We start from the raw sequence: 21,663 nt of genomic DNA, 5'->3' as shown, positions 1-21,663 counted from the left end.
CGCTCGCGGAGCGACTGAAACTGGCGGTCCGGCGGCTCGTCGGGGGTCGCAACTTCGGCGATCAGGGTGCGCAGATAGAGATTGAGGCGGCGGTCGAAGGCGCGCTCGGTGGCGTTCTTGTAGACCGACGACAGCACCACGCCTGTTATGGCCAGGATCACCACGAGCCACGCCGTCGCCGACAGGAACAGGCGGTTGGCAAGCGAGCTGGCGGGCATCGGAATGATCCCGGAGGCGCGGGGTGGCATGGTGTCGGACGTCATGACCGGACCAAGGCCCCTGTTCGGCCTCCCGTCAAGACCAATGGGCCTCAAGCCCCCGCTGTGGGCGGGGTCAGGAGATAGCCGAGGCCGCGGACGGTCTGGATGATATCGACGTCGAGCTTCTTGCGAATGCGGCCGACGAAGACCTCAATCGTGTTGGAGTCCCGGTCGAAATCCTGGTCGTAGAGATGCTCGACCAGCTCGGTGCGAGAGACGACGCGCCCGGAATGGTGCATCAAATAGGCCAGAAGCCGATATTCGTGCGAGGTCATCTTGACCGGATTGCCTGACACGCTGACCCGGCCGGTCCTGGTGTCGAGCGTGACGGGACCGCAGGAGAGCTCGCTCTGGGCGTGGCCGGTGGAGCGGCGCAGCAGCGCGCGGATGCGCGCCAGCACCTCCTCCAGGTGGAACGGCTTTGCGACATAGTCGTCGGCGCCGGCATCGAAGCCCTGGACCTTGTCGCTCCAGCGGTCGCGCGCGGTGAGGATCAGCACCGGCATGGTGCGGCCGTTGCGGCGCCAGGCTTCCAGCACCGAGATGCCGTCCTTCTTCGGCAGGCCGATGTCGAGCACCACGGCGTCATAGGGCTCGTTGTCGCCGAGATAGTGCCCCTCCTCTCCGTCGAAGGCGCGGTCGACGACATAGCCGGCGTCCGTCAGCGCCTTGGTGAGCTGACGATTGAGATCGGGGTCGTCCTCAACAACGAGCAGGCGCACGCTTCTCTCCAGAAATAGGCCGCATGAACACTGCACCAGATGAGCAATTCCGGCGTGAACTGAATATGAACACGGGGAACCGGGCGCGTTACTTTTTGGTCATATACGAGCTCTCACGCACCGATACGACTGCGCCCGCCAGGCCACCGGACGAGTCCTGTGGCATGGCGGGCGCAATGTGCCGCGTGGCGCGGCGAGTCGGAAGGTCTCGGCCGGTCGAATCCGTCCCGTCAGGTTCGGAAGAACACGAACCAGACGACGGCGAGGATCAGGATCGCAAGCCCGGTCGAGATGGCGAGCAGCGCCGCCACCGACGGCCCAGGTTCGCCCTGGCGCGCCTCCGTGGCAGTTTCGACGATACGGTTCTGCTCTCGGGTGGGTGCCATGATGCCCTCGATCTTCAGATGTCGCCACCGGTTTTGAGCGGCGCCCTCGCCGCCTGTATCCCAGCCAACGCCCGATCCGATATGATGTTCCGGCTTTTTGCCATGCGATCGGGCCGCAACCATGCGCCCGGCGACCGGTTAACGCAGTTGCAAGATTCCGTGCCGTGCCGTGTATGATTCGATGTTCCCCGATGGTATCCTCATAAGTCTGTCCCTGTTGCGTTTGGAGTAGCCCATGGCCCCCCGCGCCAATTGGAAGGGTTTTCTGCGTTTGTCGCTCGTGACCTGCCCGGTCGCGCTCTATCCGGCCACTTCGGATACCGAGAAGGTCTCGTTCAACCAGATCAACCGCAAGACCGGCCACCGCATCAAGTACCTCAAGGTCGACGCCGAGACCGGCGACGAGGTGACGTCCGAGGACATCGTCAAGGGCTACAAGGTCGACACCGACACCTACATCGAGGTCACCAAGGACGAGCTTGACGACATCGCGCTCGACTCCACGCACACGATCGAGATCGACGAGTTCGTGCCGAAGACCGACATCGACAGCCGCTATCTGATCCGCCCCTATTACCTCGTGCCCGACGGCAAGGTCGGCCATGACGCCTTCGCGGTGATCCGCGAGACCATCCGCAGCATGGACAAGGTCGCGATCGGCCGCGTGGTGCTGACCAACCGCGAGCACATCATCGCGCTGGAGCCACTCGAGAGCGGCCTGATGGGCACGCTGCTGCGCTACCCCTACGAGGTACGCAGCGAGAAGGACTATTTCGACGACATCCAGGACGTGAAGCTGACCAAGGACATGCTCGACCTCGCCAAGCACATCGTCGAGAAGAAGTCCGGTGCGTTTGAGCCGGAGCTGTTCGAGGACCATTACGAGACCGCGCTGATCGACCTCATCAACAAGAAGCGCTCGGGCATGCCGATCACGGCCAAGGCCGCGCCCAAGAGCGGCGGCAACGTCATCAATTTGATGGACGCGCTGAAGAAGAGCATCGCGAACGAGAAGGTTTCTGCTCCGGCCGCGAAGGTCGCCAAGGAGACCGCCAAGGAGACCGTCAAGGGCAAGAAGCCGAAGAAGCGCGTCGAGGGCCAGCGCGAGATGCTGCTGCCGATATCGGGCAAGGGCGGCAAGGATACTGCAGCGAAAGCTCCTTCGAAGAAGGCCGACAAGCCGGTGCGCGCGCCGGCACGGGCGAAGAAGGCCGGCTAGCAGCGCACAGCCGTCGATCGCGTCGTGATCTCTCCCCTCGTCGACCGGCCGGCCTGACATGCCCTGGTCGGCGGCATTCGACGATCCCATCTCCCTGCGCGGCCGGCGCAAGCTGCGGACGCTGCAGCAGGCCGCCGATCTGATCATGCAAATGCCCGAGGACGCGCAGCACATGGGCCACTGGCAGACCGCGATCGAGGCCCTGATCAAGGCAGCCGAGACCGGCGGCGGCTGGATGATGTTCGCCCGCATCGCGATGCTGCGCGCGCTGAACGCGGACGCTCGCCGCAAGTAGCATCAACAATCCGTTAAACCGCGGCATCGGTTTCGGCGGCAGCCCGCCGTCCGCAAGGCGCCAAGTAATCCTACGGAAGACAAAATTAACCGTCGATTCCCGTTGCGTACGACATGGTCGCGCCGTCGGTCGAACCAGGATTTGCACGCCGTGCCGCAGCGGGACGCCAGAAAGAACTATATCGGCCTCGTGAACGACACCACCGAGGACAAGCACCTCACCGACAGCGCGGCGCGGTCGCAGCCGCGCGTCATGCGCGAGCTGGTCGGGCGCCTCGCAGCGGTGCTGAAACGGGCGGGCAAGACCGCACCTGGAGGCCGGATCAAGTCCTGAGAGGGACACCGTCAAATCCACCCGAATTGGGTGATGAAACCTTAAGTCAACGAATGGCAACATATAAGACCTGAGGTCGGGACCATCCCGCCTGCACTTTGGCGCCCGCGTGCGCCCCACAAAAAGTTAATGAATCAATTTACCCTTCCGAAAACGGCGCCGGCCTACGTTGGACGGATGAACAGGAGTTGACGATGGCATTGCTCAAGTCATTTCTTGCAGATGAGAATGGTGCCACCGCCATCGAGTATTGCCTGATCGCCACCGGCATCGCGCTCGCGATCATCACCGCTGTGAACAATACGGGAAGCGCCCTGCTGAACGGCAAGTTCAACTCGATCAGCGCGGCGGTGAAGTAACCCCGGCTGACCTGCGTCCTGGACCATGATCTGGGTCAAAAGCACCAGCGCGACGACGGCTAAGCATGGAGGCAGGAGCTTTTTCCTGCCGGCGCGCCCATGCATCCAGATCTCCCGCACTCCCGACTGAAAATCCGCCGCGTCCGCCTCGATACCGGCCGCGAGAACGTCGTCGTCATCTCCAGGCAGTCGAAGGCGCTGCGCGCGGAGATCTTTCGCGGCTTCAGCCGCGTCGAGCTCCGTCTCGATGGCAAGGTGCTGCTGGCGACGCTCCTGATCACGGATGACGACGCGCTGGTGGCCCAGGACGAGATCGGCCTCTCCGAGCCCGCATACCGCCGTTTCGCCGAACCGGTCGGCACGCGCGTCGCCGTGACGCCCGCCTCGCCGCCGGAGAGCCTGGAAGCGGTGCGCGCGAAGATCCACGGGCGAACCTTGAGCCAGGCCGAGATCGGCGCGATCATCAACGACCTCGCGCATTACCGCTACTCCGACATGGAGATCGCCGCCTTCCTGATCGGTTCGGCGAGCTTCATCACCAGCGATGAGCTTCTCTCCCTCACCGGCGCGATGGCCGAGGCCGGCACGCAATTGGTCTGGCCGGCCCCGATTGTCGTCGACAAGCACTGCATCGGCGGCATTCCCGGCAATCGCACCTCGATGGTGGTGGTGCCGATCGTCGCTGCGCACGGCCTGCCGATCCCCAAGACCTCCTCGCGCGCCATCACCTCGCCCGCCGGCACCGCCGACACGATGGAGGTGCTGGCGCGGGTGAATGTCGGCGTCGAGGAGATGAAGGCGATCGTCTCGGCCTGCAACGGCTGCCTGATCTGGGGCGGGCACGTGAATTTGTCGCCGGCCGACGACGTCCTGATCTCGGTCGAGCGGCCGTTGAGCCTCGATACCCGCGAGCAGATGGTCGCCTCGATCATGTCCAAGAAGATCGCGGCGGGCTCGACGCATCTGTTGATCGACATTCCGGTCGGGCCGACCGCAAAAGTCACCGGCGGCGTCGAGGCGATGCGGCTGCGAAAATTGTTCGAATTCGTCGGCGACCGCTTCGGCCGTACCGTCGAGGTGATCACGACCGACGGAAGCCAGCCGATCGGCAACGGCATCGGACCGGTGCTCGAGGCCAATGACGTGATGGCGGTGCTCGGCAACGAGAAGGATGCGCCGCGCGACCTGCGCGAAAAATCGCTGCGGCTCGCCGCTCATCTGCTGGAATACGATCCGAGGCTGCGCGGCGGCGCCGGCTATGCGCGGGCGCGCGAGCTGCTCGACAGCGGCGCGGCATTGAAGCAGATGCAGAAGATCATCGACGCCCAGGGCCCATCGACATGCAACACCGAGCTGGGATCGCTCGGCTTCGACGTCAAGGCGGCGCATGACGGCGTGGTCTCCGCGATCGATTGCCTGCGGATGAACCGCCTCGCCCGCACCGCCGGCGCACCGCTGGACAAGGGCGCGGGCATCCGCCTGTTCAAGAAGATCGGCGAGCGCGTCGAGCAGGGCGAGCCGCTCTATCGCGTCTACGCCTTCGACCGGCCCGAGCATGATCTGGCTGCCTCCGCCGCCGCGACGGACAGCGGCTACGCCGTCAACGGTCATGACGCTCTCCCCGGCAAGACCGCGTCGTGAGCAAGATCGCATTCCAGACCCTGCCCTTCGGCACCGAGGCAGCCAGGCGTCTTGCGGCGCGCCTCGGGCTTGGCTGCGACGAGATCACCGTGCACCGCTTCCCGGACGGCGAGCTGCGCGTCACGGTCGCCCCCGCGGCCGACACCACCATCCTCTACGCCGCGCTCGACCAGCCCAACGACAAGCTGATCGCGCTGCTGTTCGCCGCAGAGGCGCTGCGACGCGGCGGCGCCAAGCGGCTGGTGCTGGTCGCGCCCTACCTCTGCTACATGCGGCAGGACATTGCGTTTCATGCGGGCGAAGCCATCAGCCAGCGCGCCATCGGCGGCCTGCTTGCGCAGATCGTGGACCGCGTCGTCACCGTGGATGCGCATCTGCATCGCACCCCAGACATTGCCACCGTGTTTCCCGGCATCGCCGCCGAAAACCTGTCGGCGATGCCGGCGATTGCGAACGCGCTGGCGAAAGCCGGCATCGATCCCGCAACCGTCGTGATCGGCCCCGATGCCGAATCCGAGCCCTGGGTGAAAGACCTCGCGGCACGGCTCGGCCTGCAGCACACCGTCGCACGAAAGGCGCGGCACGGCGACCGCTCCGTGGAGATCGATCTTGCCGATGCGCCCCTGCTGGCGGGACGGCCGGCGTTGCTGGTTGACGACATCGTCTCCTCCGGGACGACGCTGATGGTCGCGGCGAAGACATTGCACGCGATGGGCGCAACCGCCGTCGATGCGATCGTGACGCACGCGCTGTTTCCACCCGCGATGATCGCCGCGTTCACCGACGCGGGCATCCGCTCGATTCGTTCCAGCGACAGCGTGCCGCATCCGACCAACGCGATCGCGCTCGACGACATTCTGGCCGCGGCCCTCAGGCGCGAGCTCGATCCGAAACATCCGCCGGAGACCACGACATGAGCGTGACCGTTCGATTTTGCGGCGCCGCCCGCACCGTGACCGGATCGAGCTATCTGTTCCAGACCGCGACCGGGCGCTTCCTGGTCGATTGCGGCCTGTTTCAGGGACAGAAGACGCTCAAGGCCCTCAATTACGGCGCCTTTCCTTTCCGCCCCGCCGACATCGATGCGGTGTTGCTCACGCACGCCCATATCGACCACAGCGGATTGCTGCCCAAGCTGGTGCGCGAGGGATTTGCCGGGCCGATCCTGGCAACGCGCGGCACGATCGACCTCTGCTCCTGGATGCTGCCGGACGCCGGCAACATCCAGGAGTCCGAAGTCGCGCAGCTCAACCGCCGCAATGCGGCGCGACGGCGGAAGGAGGTGGCGCCGATCTATACGCAGGCCGACGCGACCGCATCGCTGCAATCGTTCCGCCCTGTCGACTATGAACGCTGGGCCGACGTGATCCCCGGCGTTCGCGCACGTTACTGGAACGCCGGCCATTTGCTTGGCTCCGCCTCGATCGAGCTGGAATTCGCCGAGGCCGGCGAGCAGCGGCCATTGCGCGTGCTGCTCTCCGGCGACGTCGGGCCGGAAGCAAAGCTGCTCCAGCCCGATCCTCAGGCCCCCGTGGACCTCGACTACGTCATCTCCGAGTCCACCTATGGCGACCGCGTGCGCGCCGTCACCACGCCCGAGCAGCGCCGGCAGCATCTCGCCGGCGAGATCCGCGAAGCCGCCGCGGCCAAGGGCGCGCTGCTGATCCCCGCCTTCGCGGTCGAGCGGACCCAGGAACTGATCGTCGACATCGTCCACCTGATGGAGCGCGGCGAGGTTCCGGCGGCGCCGATCTTCCTGGATTCCCCGCTCGCGATCCACGCCACCGAGGTTTTCCGCCAGCACGCCGCGAGCCTCGATCCCGGCGTCGACGTCGATCGCCTGCTCAACTCGCCGCATCTCAAATTCACCGAGACGGTTGCCGAGAGCAAGGCGGTCATGCGCCTGACCGGCTTTCACATCATCATCGCCGCCAGCGGCATGTGCGACGCTGGCCGCATCCGCCACCACCTCAAGCGCTGGCTGTGGAACGAGCGCGCCACCGTGCTGCTCTCCGGCTTCCAGGCACACGGCACGCTCGGCCGCTTCCTCCAGGACGGCGCCAAGGCCGTGCGGATCCAGGGCGAGGAGATCAGGGTCGCCGCCCGCATCCGCATGATCGACGAATATTCCGGCCATGCCGACGCGGCCGGCATCGCCGGCTGGATCGCGGCGCGCCGCCCGATCGCCCGCGGCCTGTTTCTCACCCACGGCGAACAGGACGCGATCGCCGGTCTTGCCGAACGTCTGTCCGAACGGATTCTTCCGGCCGCCAAAATCTATCAGCCGGTGCTGGACGACATCTACGAGCTCGCGGTGCCTGAGCCGCGCCTCCTCGACGTCGACCGTCGCCGCCGCCTCGCGCCCGAGGCCGTCACGCATCTGGACTGGCACAACGAGATGTCGGAGCTGATGCTCGACATCAGCGACAAGGTCGCAGCCGCCGCCGACGACCGCGCCCGCGGCGTCATCATCCGCAGGCTGCGGCGGGCATTGTTGGAGAAAGAATAGTTTTGCGCTGGACCTGATTGGAGGCACTGCCGTCTCCGCAGACTCGTAGCGAAGCAATCCAGGAGTCTTTCCGCGGCGACAGCCTGGATTGCTTCGCTGTGCTCGCAATGACGGAGGGTTGGCGATCACATGACCCTTTCGTCTCGCCTTTGCATTCGCTGACACACTTTCGCGTTCTCGCGGCGGTTTCGCCCGAGCTTTGCTCTCTGCTTTCGCCCTCATCAGAACAAGGGCGCAGGGAAGGCCGGGCGCCGGCTGGCACCCGAAGTCCCGCGTGTGCTGGAGAACGCGCACGGGGGTGGACGACAGGTGTGCCGGTCGCCCGGCCTTCCCTGCGCGGATGGTTTTAACGGTGTCCTTCGTGCTCTCCCCGGGGAGCGATGCACTATTGCCCCCGTCGCCCCAGCGGATGACTAATGCGCGCACCGGTTGGCCGCCACATCACCACAGGACTTGACGCACAGACCCCGGGCGTCAGGACCACACGACTTCTCCGTCCGCGCACATCCCGTCCGCAATTCCCGACGGCTGGCGTGCGCTCGCCGTCGAGACCGAACAGGAACGCTGTCGGCGCCGTGTCGTATCGCGCCTGCGGCTGCTCACGGGATCTCCGCCCTGCACCCCACATCACGCGCCGACGCCGTCGCGGCCACCGCATCCCGACCTCGTCTCGTGACGATCGCGAAACGCCCCTGTGGCGGGCCGGGATGTCCAGAGCTGTACGGCAAAACAGAATTTCTGTAAAGACGAATATTTTAAGAGACGGCGATTGACCGAGCGCTGGGGTGTTTTGCCCGACGGGCAACGCTAGGGATCGTAGGCCGGTTGAAGCGCAGCGTAATCCGGGGCCCAGTTCCAACGGACGCAGCGGACCCGTATTGCGCTTCGCTCCATCCGGGCTACGGTGCTATCAATGATCGAACCGAAGCTTGCTTGAAGGACGCAGATGAGAAGCGTGACGCTCCTGGCTCTCAGCCTCATGCTTGTTGGCATCTGGCCGCACGACGGCGCGAGAGGACAGACCTCAACGACGCCGCCGGTGTCGCTCGCGCCGCCCAAGGCGTCGCCGCCACGGGCGAACGCCAGGAATTCCCCGGCAGCGTCCGACAGGGTGTCGTCGACTCCCGCAACCGGCGGACTTCCGCAAGCGCCGAATCCTGCCGCCGACTATGACGGCTTCAGTGTCGGCAACGACGACAATGACACACCGGATCAGGCGACGCGACCCGTGGTGTCGCGCGCAGCCAGGGCCGCCAAGTCCGATCCCGATCCAAAAGGCACTGCGGCCCAGCAACTGATCGATCAGGAAGACGAGGCGTTGAAACGCAAGCTGACGATCTGCAAAAGCTGCAAGTAACAACAAAGGCATTTCGTAGCCCGGATGGAGCGCAGCGAAATCCGGGGCCGGCGCTCGCGGATGCAGATGTCCCGGATTGCGCTGCGCTCCATCCGGGCTACGGGACGTCTCATCCCTTGCGACTGGTCCATCGCTCCTGAGGCTCATCGGCCCATGTGGTGCCGAGGCCGAGCATCGTGATCCAGGTCTCGGCCAGCCTGCCGTCGTCAATGCGGTAGGCCTGCATGCCGGCACGACTGCGCTTTTCGCCGGTTGTGGAATCGGGCCAGACGAATGCAAAGCGGAACCAGGCGCGATCGGTCGTCAAGGCGTGATCGTAGACCACGACCCGGATGCCCGGCCGGTCCTTGTGAACGGCCTGCAATTCTGTGGTGTAGTCGTCGCGCGTGACGGTCCGGTCGCCCTTCTCGTCGTGACGGATGTAGTGAGATCCGACGCAGTCCGGGATCAGGCCATATTGGCCTTCGTGCCAGACCCGTTCCCAGCGATCGAAAAGATCGCGCACGCTGTCAGTCATGTCACCTCCGAATGTTTCCCGGGAATCCTGCGCTACGCTGCAAAACTCTTGCCGAACTCGGGGCCTTACTTGAGACACCGTCCCGCATGCCTGCCCCGCCGCTTAGGCGCCCGCCCGTGCTTTACGCTCCCCCGATTTCCTGATCCTCTCTCCCCCAACCAGCCGGATCAACCGGCCTTGCCAGGGAGAGAGACGCCATGAAGCTCGGCACTGCGATCGCAGAAATCATGCGGCGCGAGGGGATCGAGATCCTCTGCGGTTATCCCGTCAACCATCTGATCGAACATGCGGCCAAGGCCGAGATCCGCCCGGTGATGGTGCGGCAGGAGCGCGTCGGCGTGCACATGGCGGATGCGATCTCGCGCGTGACCTCGGGGCGCACGATCGGCGCGTTCTGCATGCAGCACGGGCCCGGCGCGGAGAATGCGATGGGCGGCGTCGCGCAATGCTTTGGCGAATCCGTGCCCGTGCTGGTGCTGCCGATGGGCTATCAGCGCAGGCTCGCGCATATCGAGCCGAACTTCAATTCCAGCGAGGCGATGAGGCCGTTCTCGAAATCGTCCGAGCCGATCATCCTGGCCGCGGAGGTCACCAACATCTTCCGCCGTGCCTTCACAAAGCTGAAGAACGGCCGCGGCGGCCCCGTAATCGTCGAGATCCCCGCCGACATGTGGAACGAGGAGGTGCCGGAGCCCTTGAGCTACACGCCGGTGCTGCGCACCCGCACTGGCGCCGACCCCGTGCACGTGAAGGAGGCCGCCGTCCTGCTCGTGAATGCAAAACGGCCGGTGATCTATGCCGGCCAGGGCGTGCATTACGCGCAGGCCTGGCCGCAGCTGAAGCGGCTGGCCGAGCGGCTTGCGATTCCGGTGACCACCAGTCTCGGCGGCAAATCGTCGTTTCCGGAGACGCATCCGCTCTCGCTCGGCTCCGGCGGCCTTGCGGTGCCGCGCGCGGTGCCGAAGTTCCTCACTGATGCCGACGTCATCTTCGGCATCGGCTGCTCCTTCACCGAGACCAGCTTTGGCATCGCGATGCCGAAGGGAAAAACCATCATCCATTCGACGCTCGATCCGAACCATCTCAACAAGGATGTGGAAGCCAGGATCGGTCTCGTCGGCGATGCCGGCCTCGTGCTCGATGCGCTGCTGGAGGAAATCGGCAAGACCGTCACCAAGGATCGCGATGCGTCCGCAGTCGCGGCCGAGATCGCCGCCTCGCACGAGGAATGGCTGGCGAAATGGATGCCGAAGCTGACCAGCAATGACGCCCCGCTCAATCCCTATCGCGTGCTGTGGGACCTGCAAAACACCGTCGACATCGACAACACCATCATCACGCATGATGCCGGCAGCCCGCGCGACCAGCTCTCGCCGTTCTGGAAGGCGATCACACCGCTCTCTTATCTCGGCTGGGGCAAGACCACCCAGCTCGGTTACGGCCTGGGCCTCGCCATGGGTGCCAAGCTCGCCAAGCCCGACAAGCTCTGCATCAATGTCTGGGGCGATGCGGCGATCGGCTTCACGGGGATGGATTTCGAGACCGCGGTGCGCGAGCGCATCCCGATCATGTCGATCCTGCTGAACAATTTCTCGATGGCGATCGAGCTGAAGGTGATGCCGATCTCGACGGAAAAATATCGCTCGACCGACATTTCCGGCGACTACGCCGCGATGGCGCGCGCCTTCGGCGGCTATGGCGAACGGGTGACGAAGCCGGAGGACATCATCCCCGCGATCAAGCGCGGCATCCAGAAGACCCAGGAAGGCATCCCTGTGCTGCTGGAGTTCATCACCAGCAAGGAGACCGAAGTGTCGCGGCCGGGCACGTGAGCCGGCCCGCGCCGTCCCCTACTCCGCCATCTCCACCGGCTGCGTGACGGAGGGACCTGCCAGCGGCCGCTCCTCCATCATGATCAGGCAGAGCGAGGCGGTAGCCATCAACGCGGTGGCGGCGCCGAAGACGTAGCGGAACGCGTGCCGCATGTCGTCGGCGGGGATCGCAGGAATGCTGCCGGCGGCGTGATGCTCACCAGCGAGCGGGATGTCAGTGCCGAGCGCGATCAGCAGGATCGCCGCGAAGGCCGCGACCGTGAACGAGGACATCAGCGAGCGGAAGAAGTTCATCGCGCCGGTGATGGTGCCGACTTGCGGACGCGCGACCGAATTTTGCAGCGAGACCACGCAGACCGGAAAGGTCGTGCCGAGGCCGAGCGCGAACGCCGCCATCAGCGTCAGGAGCCCCCAGAGCGGCAAGGTCGTCACCGTGAGGCCGAGCGCGCAGATCGCGGCCCACGACGTGCCGACGATGGCGACGCGCTTGTAGTGCTTGGCACGCGCCATGGTGCGGCCGGCGACGGCCGCGCCGACGGTCGAGACCGCCGCGAGCGGGATCAGCGCAAGGCCGGCCTCGCTGGCGCTGAGATGATAGACCGACTCGTAATACAGCGGCAGCTGCACGGTGAGGCCGGTGATCGCACCGAGCCCGCAGCCGCCGGCCGTCAGCGCGAACGGCGCCACCGATCCCGTCAACAGCTTCAGCGGCAGGAACGGCTCGTCGGCGCGGCGCGCGTGCCAGACGAAGCTGACCGCAAGCGCGACGGCGCCGCCCACCATCGCAAGCACGGTCGGCGAGAGCCAGGGATAGCGCGTGCCGCCCCAGGTCAGCACCAGCATGAAGACGACGGCGGAGGCCATCAGCAGCACGCCGCCGAGCCAGTCGACCTTGCGCTTGCGGTGGAACACCGGGATCTTCTTCATCTTCGGCAGCAGCATCGTGATCGCCGCCGCCGCGAGCGGCAGGTTGATCCAGAAGATCATCGACCAGTGCAGATGTTCTGCGAACACGCCGCCGATGACCGGGCCCAAGATGCCGCCGACCATCCAGACGCTGGAGAAATAGGCCTGATATTGCCCGCGTTCACGCGGGCTCACGACGTCGGAGATGACCGTCTGCACGACAGGCATGATGCCGCCGCCGCCGAGGCCCTGGAGGCCGCGCGCCAGAATCAGCATCGGCATGTTGGGCGCGATCGCGCACAGCACCGAGCCCGCCACGAACAGGCTGAGCGAGATGATGATCATGACACGGCGGCCGTAGATGTCGCTGAGCGTGCCGAACACCGGCGCGACCGCGGTCGAGGCGAGCAGATAGGCCGTGATCACCCAGGACAGGTTCGAGACGTCCTGGAACTGGCGCCCGATGGTCGGCAGCGCGGTGGCCACGATGGTCTGGTCGAGGGCAGCCAGGAACATCGTCAGCATCAGGCTGATGACGATGGTGCGGACCTCGTCGGAGGTCAGCGGCACCGGCGGCGCGATGGACGGCGCGTCATCGACGCTGATGACCTCGCTCGGAAGGCGCGACAGCTCTTCGGCGATATCGTCAGGCAACGTCTGAATGTCGGCAGAACTGCTCTGCCGGTCGAACTTGTTCATCTCGATCGGAAGCCGTGAGGCGGCGCAACGCCGCGAAGGATTCGTTCTATGCAGGCAATGTAGAGAGGAAAGTTCTTCTCGGGCAGGCACCGCGGCGCATGGGTGCATCCCACCCCTGGGCCATCCCGAACAAGTGATCGCGTGTGCGGCGGATCAGTCCTTCGGGCGTCGCTTCAGGCGGGCCCGTTTCGGCAGCAGCGCCGGCCATTGCACGATGTGGTTCTCGAGCTCGTCGTCCGGAATCTCCACCTCGCTGCCCTCGACCCGGCCGCGCACGGAGACACCGGCCTCGTGCACGGTGTTGGGATCACCTGACACCAGCGGATGCCACCAATAGAGGTCGCGGCCCTCGGCAACGAGCTTGTAGCCGCAGCTCGGCGGCAGCCAGTTCAGGGTGCGGACATTGGCAGGGGTCAGGCGGACGCAGTCCGGAACCTTGTCGGACCGATTCGGGTAGTCCTTGCAGCCGCAGGTCGCCCCATCAAGCAGCTTGCAGCCGACATGGGTGAAATAGATGTCGCCGGTATCCTCGTCCTCGAGCTTGTTCAGGCAGCAGCGGCCGCAGCCGTCGCACAGGCTTTCCCATTCGGGCCCCGACATCTCTTCCAACGTCTTGGTTTTCCAGAAGAATCCTTCCTGGCCTGAAGGTCGTTTGGGAGCTGCGGTCATGCGCCTCAACAATTTCGAAAGAGCTACGGCTGATCCCATCTAGGGCGTGCGGGCCTGATGCTGCAAGCAACGCCCCCATGTGGCCCGTATTGAACCGGGGTTCAATTAGTCCTGTTGTTCAAAATCGCGAGCCTGACCATTGGTTTATAGGCCCTGCTCGGCTAGAAGGAACGGCAAGTCCCCTCGGACGCGAACCGGGCGCCTTGGGTTTGCCGCAACATTCCCGCAAGACGTCTCGATGCCGCCCCGACCGGGTGCTTGAACGCTGTCGAAGCGAGCCTCAAGGGTTCTAGGTGGTCCAGAACACACCATCCAACTGGAAGAGCCGCGTCCGGAATTTCTTTCTGGACCTCGACGCACGCATCGACTCCTCGCTGTTCTCCTCGGCCAAGGGCATCCGCGAGCTCTACGAGCGCTACTCGACCTTCATGGACCGCTTCTATGTCGGGCGGTGGAAGCGCTGGGTGTTCATCGAGCCGCTGTCGGAGGCCGCGACCCTCGGGCTCGGCGGCCTGGTGCTGATGCTGACGCTCGCCATCCCCGCCTTCCGCGAGACCGCGGACGAGGACTGGCTGAAGAAGTCCGATCTCGCCGTGACCTTCCTCGACCGCTACGGCAACCCGATCGGCAGCCGCGGCATCAAGCACAACGACTCGATCCCGCTGGAAGATTTTCCCGACGTCCTGATCAAGGCGACGCTGGCGACCGAAGACCGCCGCTTCTACGAGCATTTCGGGATCGACATCGCCGGCACCGCGCGCGCGCTCGTGACCAACGCCCAGGCCGGCGGCGTCCGCCAGGGCGGCTCCTCGATCACCCAGCAGCTCGCGAAAAACCTGTTCCTGAGCAACGAGCGCACCATCGAGCGCAAGGTCAACGAGGCCTTCCTCGCGGTCTGGCTGGAATGGCGCCTGACCAAGAACGAGATCCTCAAGCTGTATCTCGACCGCGCCTATATGGGCGGCGGCACCTTCGGCGTCGACGGCGCCGCGCATTTCTACTTCAACAAGTCCGCGCGCGACGTGACGCTGTCGGAAGCGGCGATGCTCGCCGGCCTGTTCAAGGCGCCGACGAAATACGCCCCGCACATCAACCTGCCCGCCGCCCGCGCCCGCGCCAACGTCGTGCTCGACAACCTCGTCGATGCCGGCTTCATGACCGAGGGCCAGGTGTTCGGCGCCCGCCGCAACCCGGCCTTCGCCGTCGACCGCCGCGACGAGGCCTCGCCGAACTATTATCTCGACTACGCCTTCGACGAGATGCGCAAGCTGGTCGACACCTTCCCGAAATCCTACACCGAGCGCGTCTTCGTGGTGCGCCTTGCGATCGACGCCAATGTGCAGAAGGCCGCCGAAGACGCGATCGAGAACCAGCTGCGCCAGTTCGGCCGCGATTATCACGCCACGCAGGCGGCGACCGTCGTCTCCGATCTCGACGGCGGCATCCGCGCCATGGTCGGCGGCCGCGACTACGGCGCCAGCCAGTTCAACCGCGCCGTCGACGCCTATCGCCAACCCGGCTCGTCGTTCAAGCCCTACGTCTACACCACCGCGCTGCTCAACGGCTTCACGCCGAACTCGATCGTGGTCGACGGCCCGGTCTGCATCGGCAATTGGTGCCCGCAGAACTATGGCCATTCCTATTCCGGCGCGGTGACGCTGACGCAGGCGATCACGCGCTCGATCAACGTCGTGCCCGTCAAGCTGTCGATCGCGATCGGCCAGAAGAACGAGCCGAAAGCGCAGAACCCCGCCAAGGTCGGCCGCGCCAAGATCGTCGAGGTCGCGCGCCGCTTCGGCCTCAAGGCGCCGCTGCCCGACACGCCGTCGCTGCCGATCGGCTCGGATGAAGTTACCGTGCTCGAGCACGCCGTCGCCTACGCGACCTTCCCCAACAGGGGCAAGGCCGTGACGCCGCATTCGGTGCTGGAAGTGCGCACCGGCGCCGGCGACCTCGTCTGGCGCTGGGACCGCGACGGCCCGAAGCCGAAGCAGGCGATCCCGGCCTCCGTCGCCGCCGACATGGCGGGCATGATGAGCCACGTCGTCAGCGAAGGCACCGCGCGCCGCGCCGCGCTCGACGGCATTCCGACCGCCGGCAAGACCGGCACGACCAATGCGTATCGCGACGCCTGGTTCGTCGGCTACACCGGCAATTTCACCTGCGCGGTCTGGTACGGCAATGACGATTACTCGCCGACCAACCGCATGACCGGCGGCTCGCTGCCGGCGCAGACCTGGCACGACATCATGGTCGCCGCCCATCAGGGCGTCGAGGTCCGGGAGATTGCCGGCATCGGCATGGGCACGAAGCTGCCGCCGGAGCGGGTCGCCAACGCCCAGGCCAATGCGGCGCCGAAGGTGCTGGAGACCAAGCCCGGTCCGCCGCCGGTGCTGACCAAGCGCGGCGCCGACATCCTGGTGCGCGTCGAGAAGCTGCTCGACGATGCGGCCAGGACCGCGACCAAATCGGCATCCGGCGACGGCAAGCCCGCCAAGCCCGCGTCGTCGACGAGCGCGCTCGCCTTCCCGCAGAACTATGCGGAAGAAAATGCGAACGCATCCGCCCCACGCAAGAACTGATCGAAACCAGTGCGGCTGATCCTGATCACATTGACGGCCCTTCTGCTCGCGAGCGTAGTCGGCGTCGGCGCGACCTGGATGACGACGACGCGCGGCACCGAGATCGGCGCGCTCACCATCGGCGCCTGGACCGCGCGGCCGCGCACCGGCACCGCCGACGTCGATCCCTATTCGCGCGCCACCATCGTGCGCAACGGCGAGTTGCCGATCGGCACCGGCGACGGCGTCGCCTTCACCGCGACCGCCGACGACAGGAAGAAGGCGCTCGACGGCCGCTGCGACGTGGTCGTCTCCGGCGTGACGCCGCCGGCGCGGTTCTGGACGCTGACGCTGTATGACCGCAAGGGGCATCTCGTCGCCAATTCGCTGCAGCGCTACGGCTTCACCAGCCAGGAGATCGTGCGGCAGTCCGACGGCTCGTTCGAGATCCGCATCGCCTCGCGCTCGCGCGCCGGCAACTGGCTGCCGACCGGCGGCATCGAGCGCTACGCGCTGATGCTGCGCCTCTACGACACGCCGGTCGGCGTCGCGACGCGCACCCAGCGCGATGCGCCGATGCCGACGATCTCGACGGTGGGCTGCTCATGATCCGGCTCGCCTTCACCATCCTTGCGGGCGTGGTGCTGGGCCTCGTGGTCCACCTCGTCAGCGTGCTGGCGCTGCCGCGGATCGCAACGCAGGACGCCTATTCGCGGCTGACGCCGATGACCAGGCTCAACGGCGTGACGCAGCTTCCGCTCGCCGATCCCAACACCTCGCCGATGCCGTTCATGGACCCGGCCTTTGCGCTGGCGATCTGCCGCTATGATCTCTCGGACGGACCGATCAAGCTCACCGTGCCGGTGAGCCAGGCCTACACCTCGGTGTCGTTCTACACCCGCAACGAGATCGCCTATTACGCCATCAACGACCGCTCCGCCGGCAAGAAGGTGATCGAGCTCGACTTGATGACGGAAGCCCAGCACAACGGCCTGCCCGAGGACGAGGAGGTCACCGCGGCCGACCGCCTGATCATCGACTCGCCGAGCACGACCGGCCTGATCGTGATGAAGGCGCTCGCCGCCGAGCCCGGCCTGATGCCGCAGGCGCAAGGCTCGCTCGCCGCCGCGAGCTGCGGCCCGCAGACCGAGCAGCCGGCCAAGGCCGAGGCGCCGCGCGGACGGCGCTGACGCGCGGGCGTTTCGGCGCGCTCAAGACAAAAACTGAAAACAACCCCATGCACAGTAGCGGGTGTGTTGAAATCATTAAGCTAATCCAACACTCATCTCGATCGCAAAAACCTCCGGCATCGAGCAGCGCGAGAGGAGAACCGAACTCGCCGCTGGAACGCGAAATTGCTGTTTTACCGAAAACAACTTGACCCGTCGGGCAAAACAGTGGCATAATGGCATCATCGAAAGTTCGTCACCCGCGCTGAGCAATCCGGCGCGGGTTTTTCATGTCGCAGCAGTGATCGCGATGACCGAGGAATCCAGTAGGTAAAACCCGGCTATCTGGAGCCTATCCGGGCCGGCTTGATCGAGGCGTCGGCCGCTCCGGCCGGAAGGTGATCGAGCTCGATCTGATGCCGAAGCGCAGCACAACGAGCTGCCGAGGACGAAGAGATCACCCCGGAGCGTCCTATGGGCGGCGCCGCGGACGATTGAAGCCTTCAGCCCCGCGGCTGCTGTGCTGTTCCATACACAGCGCCATCGCATTTGGTTGCCACCGCGCCCTGACAGTTGCAACAATGGCGCAGGAGGCCGGTACGGCATGCGCGGATGGGTAAGCGTGGTTTTTTTGATGGCCTTCTGCGCGGCAGCAGCCGCGCAAGAGGACAAGAAAACCGACGACCTGAAGCCAAACGATCCCGACACCGGAGAGAGTACGGTTCAGGAATCGACGCTTGGGCTCCTGCCAAATCCGTTCGAGAGACAAGGCCTCAAGTTCGCGGTCACTTACATCGGCGAAGTCCTTGGCAATCCGTCGGGAGGCGCAAAGCGCGGCTCGGTCTACGAAGACCGCTTCAACTTTGCTGCCGATGCCGACCTTCAAAAGCTCGTCGGCATCCCGGGCATGACGTTTCATGCCAATGTCTTTCGCATCGACGGTGGAGGATTATCGCGCGGCTCCCTCCTCAACTATCTCGACGTCAGCGGAATCGAAGCATTGCCAGCAACCCGCCTCTACGAGGTATGGTTCGAGAAGAAGTGGAATGACGACAAGATCGCACTCCGGGCGGGACAACTTGCGGCCGACTCGGAATTCGCGAACTCCAAATACACCGACGTCTTTACGAACGCTTCGCTCGGTTGGCCCGCCATATTTGCGCTGAACATGCCGAGCGGAGGGCCTTCGCCGCCGCTCGCGGCGCTAGGTGCTCGTTTGCGCGCCGACGTCACCGATCATCTGACGTTGGCCGCCGCAATGTTCGACGGAGATCCGGCTGGCCCCGGTACGGGCGATCCTCAGCTTCGCAATCGTTACGGGGTGAACTTCCGGATCAACGATCCCCCGCTGGTTCTTTACGAGGCTCAATTTCAATGGAACGCCAGGAAGGGCGACCCAGGCCTGGACGGCAAGCTGAAACTCGGCGGTTGGCGGCACTTCGGCAGTTTCTACGACGAGAGATTTGACACGGCCGGTCTCTCGCTCGCGAATCCCGCCAGTTCGGGGACTCCTGCGAGCCTCAGCGGCAATTATGGCATCTATGCCGTGTTCGAGCAGAAGCTGTTTCGTGTCGGTGACGACGACGATCGTGGTGTCGGCGTTTTCGCCCGGGCCTCCTATAGTCCTCCGGCAAGGAATCTGATCGACTATTACGCTGACGGTGGCTTCGAGTTCATTGGTCTCAATGAGACGCATCCGCATGATAAATTCGGCATTTCGATCGCGTACGCGCATGTGTCGCCAACCGTGCAAGCCCTCGATCGCGACTTTCAAATGACGCTCGGGTCGAATTGGCCGGTGCGGAGCTCGGAGGCTCTGTTCACGACCGTCTATCAGTACGAAGTGCGTTCAGGCCTCACGGTCCAACCCAATTTCCAGTTTGTTCGCCATCCCGGCGGCGGCGCGACCGACCCGATAAGTGGTGCCCGCGGCGTCCGTCTCAAGGACGCATCCGTTTTCGGCCTACGAACCGTCGTGAAATTCTGAAGACCCGGAGGCACGTAGCATTCCGTGCGGACCGACCAGGCTTCGGCACAGTCGGCCTCACACCCGGCCTTCTCCGCCTCTTCGCGAAGGCGAATACAGAGGCCGTCGCCTCGATGCGTTCACATCGTCCTGGCGAGCGCGAACAGCCGGAAATCTTCGAGCGCGGCGTGTCGATGCGGAGCGACTTCGCGCCGATAGGTCTCGGTCTCGACGATCGAGCGGAAGGTGGCGAAATCGCCGTATTCATTGATCGCCGCTTCGTCCCAGCGTTCGCCCGGCGAACCGACGAGGCTTGCCAGGAACGGCCCGGAAAACATCCGCACCAGCGGCTTGCCGGCCGCGAGACGCCGGAATGCCGGCCTGTAGCGTTCATCAAAGGCTTCGCGGCCCGAGCAGGGCGCGGCGTCGAATCCGTCCTCATAACGCGCATGCGCGCGGTAGCGCAGCAGGTTAAGCATATAAACCGGCTGGCCGGGGGGAATTGCGCGCTCGGCGGCATCAAGGGCTTGCAGGGTGATTTCGATGAGGTTCATGGGACGTCCCGCGCTTCCAGCGCTGCAGAATGCGCGCTGACGTTGTCAATCTAGCCGTTCGGAAATGGCTCTTGTAGTGACCTCGCAGCCATGACTATGTGGACCGTATGTCCACAACAACCTTCCCTCCCGACCTCTCGCGTCTTCTCGCCTTCGTCCGCGTCGTCGAGGCGGGCTCCTTCGCCGAAGCCGCGCGGCGGGCGGGGACGACCACCTCGGCGATGTCCAAGGCAGTGGCCCGCTTCGAAAAGGCTCGCGGGTTGCGGCTTTTGCATCGCTCCACCCATTCGTTGGCGCTGACCGAAGAGGGTGACAGGCTGATGGCGGCGGGACGCGCGTTGGTCGAAAGTCTCGCCCACGTCCAATCCGCGCTCGGCGAAGTCGCGCGCGACGATGGCGGACGGGTGCGCGTGACCGCCCCAGCCTCGTTCGCGCGCGCCTGCATTCTGCCGCGACTGCCCGCGTTCCTGCGGGAACGGCCGGAAATCGAGATCGAGGTCAAATTCCGCAACGAGCTTCTCGATCTCGCGGCGGAAGGCGTCGATATCGCGATCCGCTCAGGGTCCATCGACCGCGCGCCCGGCCATCAGGTGCGGCGGCTTTGCACGTTCTCCTGGATCGCTTGCGCCTCGCCCGCCTATCTGAAGGCGCGCGGCGCGCCGGTGACACCATATGAACTTTCCGCGCACGATCACGTCGGCTTCCGGAATCCTGCGAATGGTCAGATCCTGACCTGGCGCTTTGCCGACCCGCGCGGCAAGGGACCTATTCGCGTCACGCCCAAGCCCAAGCACATTTGCGACGACGCGCACGCTTCGCTCGCTTTGTTGGTAAATGGGTTTGGGGTCGGCTGGGGGCCGGCGTGGCTCGTCCAGGAAGACCTTCGCACCGGCCGGCTGGTCGAAGTGCTTGCGCCATGGCGCGCGTCCGGAGAGCCCCTATGGATGCTGCGCACCTCCGACCGCCGCCCGCCCCTGCGCACACAGCGCGTCATGTCGTTCCTCGCGACGCTTCCCGCCGCGTTCAGCGACAAGGCGATGTGAAGCATCGAAGTCCCTCCGCGGAAAGACTCCGGATTGCTTCGCTGCGCTCGCAATGACGAGGAGGAGATACTTTCGTAGTCGAACTGCTATTCGCCCCGCAGTACCAAATCCTCATCAACGGCTCACTCCGCAGGAGTTCGCCAATCCTACCGCTCCTCAGTCGGATGCACCCATTTGTAGGGCGTGATGCTTCGCGTTGCCGTCAGCTTGATCATGTGGACGGGTGGCGCATGGCGGCCTTTACGGCATGATCGGCACTTGAGCGAGGCCTCCAGCTTCCAGATCGGCGTATCGCGCGGCCGGCGGATCGCATCAAGCGGCAGGCTCGCACGCGTCTTGCACCTGTTGCACTCGACCTCCAGCCAGCCCATGCCGCCGTTGAGGCATTGCGCGATCGTCGGAGACGGCTGCGAGGGGCCGCCGTAGCCTTCCATGCGAACCGACCAGGCTTCGGCTTCGGCACGGTCGGCCTCGCGCACGGCCTTCTTCGCCTCCTCGCGGGCATGCTTGGCGGAAATCTCCGCGCCCATGATCCGGCCGCTCCAGATGACCTCGCGTGATTTGGTACCCATGCCGCCATCAAGACGACGCCGACGGCGTTGGCAAATTATCGATGGCTAGTGGGTGCGATCTGCACTTCGATACTGCCCGTCGTGGGTGTGGACA

General features: G+C 65.1%; 20 protein-coding genes and 2 pseudogenes. 14 read left to right on the top strand and 8 right to left on the bottom strand.

All coding sequences use genetic code 11. The features are described from left to right. The 3 genes and pseudogenes from PMI42_RS19330 to PMI42_RS40080 all read right to left on the bottom strand — a co-directional run. Positions 1-218 (bottom strand): annotated as a pseudogene (locus PMI42_RS19330) (sensor histidine kinase); the annotation flags it as partial. A gap of 92 nt (positions 219-310) precedes the next feature. Then, positions 311-982 (bottom strand): response regulator transcription factor, encoded by a 672-nt coding sequence (locus PMI42_RS19325; protein ID WP_008137160.1) that lies wholly within the window; start codon positions 980-982, stop codon positions 311-313. Positions 983-1,212: 230 nt separating this feature from the next. Further along, on the bottom strand, positions 1,213-1,368 hold the full coding sequence (locus PMI42_RS40080) for a hypothetical protein (RefSeq protein ID WP_008137159.1): 156 nt from the start codon (positions 1,366-1,368) through the stop codon (positions 1,213-1,215). A gap of 235 nt (positions 1,369-1,603) precedes the next feature. Between PMI42_RS40080 and ku the strand changes: the two genes are divergently transcribed. From ku to PMI42_RS19280, 8 genes are all read left to right on the top strand, one after another. Then, positions 1,604-2,587 carry a non-homologous end joining protein Ku gene (gene ku / locus PMI42_RS19315; protein WP_008137156.1) on the top strand — a complete coding sequence of 328 codons (984 nt, stop codon included), beginning with the start codon at positions 1,604-1,606 and terminating at the stop codon, positions 2,585-2,587. 58 nt (positions 2,588-2,645) lie between these two features. Then, positions 2,646-2,882: a hypothetical protein gene (locus tag PMI42_RS19310; RefSeq protein ID WP_008137155.1), complete on the top strand. Its 237-nt coding sequence runs from the start codon at positions 2,646-2,648 to the stop codon at positions 2,880-2,882. A 150-nt stretch (positions 2,883-3,032) separates the two neighbouring features. Then, a complete protein-coding gene (locus tag PMI42_RS19305; RefSeq protein WP_008137153.1) occupies positions 3,033-3,215 on the top strand; it encodes a hypothetical protein in 183 nt (60 codons plus the stop codon). Between the two features lie 194 nt (positions 3,216-3,409). Further along, positions 3,410-3,574: a Flp family type IVb pilin gene (locus PMI42_RS19300; RefSeq protein WP_008137150.1), complete on the top strand. Its 165-nt coding sequence runs from the start codon at positions 3,410-3,412 to the stop codon at positions 3,572-3,574. 99 nt (positions 3,575-3,673) lie between these two features. Further along, a complete protein-coding gene (locus PMI42_RS19295; RefSeq protein ID WP_008137147.1) occupies positions 3,674-5,215 on the top strand; it encodes a thymidine phosphorylase family protein in 1,542 nt (513 codons plus the stop codon). Then, entirely contained in the window at positions 5,212-6,132 is a 921-nt protein-coding gene (locus tag PMI42_RS19290; protein ID WP_008137146.1) for a ribose-phosphate pyrophosphokinase, read from the top strand. Before PMI42_RS19295 ends, PMI42_RS19290 begins: the two co-directional genes overlap by 4 nt. Continuing rightward, on the top strand, positions 6,129-7,724 hold the full coding sequence (locus PMI42_RS19285) for an MBL fold metallo-hydrolase (RefSeq protein WP_008137142.1): 1,596 nt from the start codon (positions 6,129-6,131) through the stop codon (positions 7,722-7,724). Before PMI42_RS19290 ends, PMI42_RS19285 begins: the two co-directional genes overlap by 4 nt. Positions 7,725-8,670: 946 nt before the next feature. Continuing rightward, complete coding sequence (locus tag PMI42_RS19280; protein WP_008137140.1) at positions 8,671-9,081, top strand: hypothetical protein; 411 nt, start codon at positions 8,671-8,673, stop codon at positions 9,079-9,081. Positions 9,082-9,190: 109 nt separating this feature from the next. Here the strand turns inward: PMI42_RS19280 and PMI42_RS19275 are convergent, their stop codons facing one another. Continuing rightward, a complete protein-coding gene (locus PMI42_RS19275; protein ID WP_008137139.1) occupies positions 9,191-9,598 on the bottom strand; it encodes a hypothetical protein in 408 nt (135 codons plus the stop codon). A 188-nt stretch (positions 9,599-9,786) separates the two neighbouring features. Here PMI42_RS19275 and PMI42_RS19270 point away from each other — a divergent pair. Next, positions 9,787-11,430: pseudogene (locus PMI42_RS19270) on the top strand (thiamine pyrophosphate-requiring protein); the annotation flags it as partial. An 18-nt stretch (positions 11,431-11,448) separates the two neighbouring features. Here the strand turns inward: PMI42_RS19270 and PMI42_RS19265 are convergent. Together PMI42_RS19265 and PMI42_RS19260 are read right to left on the bottom strand one after the other, a co-directional pair. Next, complete coding sequence (locus PMI42_RS19265) at positions 11,449-13,035, bottom strand: MDR family MFS transporter (RefSeq protein ID WP_008137135.1); 1,587 nt, start codon at positions 13,033-13,035, stop codon at positions 11,449-11,451. 153 nt (positions 13,036-13,188) lie between these two features. Continuing rightward, positions 13,189-13,704, bottom strand: coding sequence for a YcgN family cysteine cluster protein (locus PMI42_RS19260; RefSeq protein WP_008137133.1), 516 nt, complete (start codon positions 13,702-13,704; stop codon positions 13,189-13,191). Between the two features lie 293 nt (positions 13,705-13,997). Between PMI42_RS19260 and PMI42_RS19255 the strand changes: the two genes are divergently transcribed. The 4 genes from PMI42_RS19255 to PMI42_RS19240 all read left to right on the top strand — a co-directional run bounded on the left by PMI42_RS19255 (position 13,998) and on the right by PMI42_RS19240 (position 19,421). Then, the gene (locus PMI42_RS19255) at positions 13,998-16,286 is read left to right on the top strand and encodes a transglycosylase domain-containing protein (protein ID WP_008137131.1); all 2,289 of its coding nucleotides are present in this window, start codon (positions 13,998-14,000) and stop codon (positions 16,284-16,286) included. Positions 16,287-16,295: 9 nt separating this feature from the next. Further along, positions 16,296-16,874, top strand: coding sequence for a DUF1214 domain-containing protein (locus tag PMI42_RS19250; RefSeq protein WP_008137129.1), 579 nt, complete (start codon positions 16,296-16,298; stop codon positions 16,872-16,874). Further along, on the top strand, positions 16,871-17,455 hold the full coding sequence (locus tag PMI42_RS19245) for a DUF1254 domain-containing protein (RefSeq protein WP_008137127.1): 585 nt from the start codon (positions 16,871-16,873) through the stop codon (positions 17,453-17,455). Before PMI42_RS19250 ends, PMI42_RS19245 begins: the two co-directional genes overlap by 4 nt. A gap of 583 nt (positions 17,456-18,038) precedes the next feature. Then, on the top strand, positions 18,039-19,421 hold the full coding sequence (locus PMI42_RS19240; protein ID WP_008137125.1) for a carbohydrate porin: 1,383 nt from the start codon (positions 18,039-18,041) through the stop codon (positions 19,419-19,421). Positions 19,422-19,540: 119 nt separating this feature from the next. On the opposite strand, the gene PMI42_RS19235 is transcribed toward PMI42_RS19240, so the two are convergent. Then, positions 19,541-19,954 (bottom strand): hypothetical protein, encoded by a 414-nt coding sequence (locus PMI42_RS19235; protein WP_008137123.1) that lies wholly within the window; start codon positions 19,952-19,954, stop codon positions 19,541-19,543. Positions 19,955-20,061: 107 nt separating this feature from the next. On the opposite strand from PMI42_RS19235, the gene PMI42_RS19230 reads away from it, so the two are divergent. Further along, positions 20,062-20,997, top strand: coding sequence for a LysR family transcriptional regulator (locus tag PMI42_RS19230; RefSeq protein WP_008137121.1), 936 nt, complete (start codon positions 20,062-20,064; stop codon positions 20,995-20,997). A gap of 146 nt (positions 20,998-21,143) precedes the next feature. Here PMI42_RS19230 and PMI42_RS19225 read toward each other — a convergent pair whose 3' ends face one another. After that, positions 21,144-21,569 (bottom strand): hypothetical protein, encoded by a 426-nt coding sequence (locus PMI42_RS19225; protein WP_085969652.1) that lies wholly within the window; start codon positions 21,567-21,569, stop codon positions 21,144-21,146. Between the last annotated feature and the right edge of the window lie 94 nt (positions 21,570-21,663).

It is taken from the genome of Bradyrhizobium sp. YR681, assembly GCF_000282615.1.
Classification (GTDB): Bacteria; Pseudomonadota; Alphaproteobacteria; order Rhizobiales; family Xanthobacteraceae; genus Bradyrhizobium.
The sequence above is the reverse complement of the archived record's forward strand: the minus strand, read 5'-3'. Positions and strand labels throughout refer to the sequence as shown.

What these genes read in the sequence shown, in the direction of transcription:
- PMI42_RS19275 (WP_008137139.1), bottom strand. Translation starts at nt 9,598, where the DNA reads ATGACTGACAGCGTGCGCGATCTTTTCGATCGCTGGGAACGGGTCTGG.
- PMI42_RS19265 (WP_008137135.1), bottom strand. Translation starts at nt 13,035, where the DNA reads ATGAACAAGTTCGACCGGCAGAGCAGTTCTGCCGACATTCAGACGTTG.
- PMI42_RS19310 (WP_008137155.1), top strand. Translation starts at nt 2,646, where the DNA reads ATGCCCTGGTCGGCGGCATTCGACGATCCCATCTCCCTGCGCGGCCGG.
- PMI42_RS19225 (WP_085969652.1), bottom strand. Translation starts at nt 21,569, where the DNA reads ATGGGTACCAAATCACGCGAGGTCATCTGGAGCGGCCGGATCATGGGC.
- PMI42_RS19300 (WP_008137150.1), top strand. Translation starts at nt 3,410, where the DNA reads ATGGCATTGCTCAAGTCATTTCTTGCAGATGAGAATGGTGCCACCGCC.
- PMI42_RS19280 (WP_008137140.1), top strand. Translation starts at nt 8,671, where the DNA reads ATGAGAAGCGTGACGCTCCTGGCTCTCAGCCTCATGCTTGTTGGCATC.
- PMI42_RS19295 (WP_008137147.1), top strand. Translation starts at nt 3,674, where the DNA reads ATGCATCCAGATCTCCCGCACTCCCGACTGAAAATCCGCCGCGTCCGC.
- ku (WP_008137156.1), top strand. Translation starts at nt 1,604, where the DNA reads ATGGCCCCCCGCGCCAATTGGAAGGGTTTTCTGCGTTTGTCGCTCGTG.
- PMI42_RS19285 (WP_008137142.1), top strand. Translation starts at nt 6,129, where the DNA reads ATGAGCGTGACCGTTCGATTTTGCGGCGCCGCCCGCACCGTGACCGGA.
- PMI42_RS19245 (WP_008137127.1), top strand. Translation starts at nt 16,871, where the DNA reads ATGATCCGGCTCGCCTTCACCATCCTTGCGGGCGTGGTGCTGGGCCTC.
- PMI42_RS19230 (WP_008137121.1), top strand. Translation starts at nt 20,062, where the DNA reads ATGTCCACAACAACCTTCCCTCCCGACCTCTCGCGTCTTCTCGCCTTC.
- PMI42_RS40080 (WP_008137159.1), bottom strand. Translation starts at nt 1,368, where the DNA reads ATGGCACCCACCCGAGAGCAGAACCGTATCGTCGAAACTGCCACGGAG.
- PMI42_RS19235 (WP_008137123.1), bottom strand. Translation starts at nt 19,954, where the DNA reads ATGAACCTCATCGAAATCACCCTGCAAGCCCTTGATGCCGCCGAGCGC.
- PMI42_RS19240 (WP_008137125.1), top strand. Translation starts at nt 18,039, where the DNA reads ATGCGCGGATGGGTAAGCGTGGTTTTTTTGATGGCCTTCTGCGCGGCA.
- PMI42_RS19260 (WP_008137133.1), bottom strand. Translation starts at nt 13,704, where the DNA reads ATGACCGCAGCTCCCAAACGACCTTCAGGCCAGGAAGGATTCTTCTGG.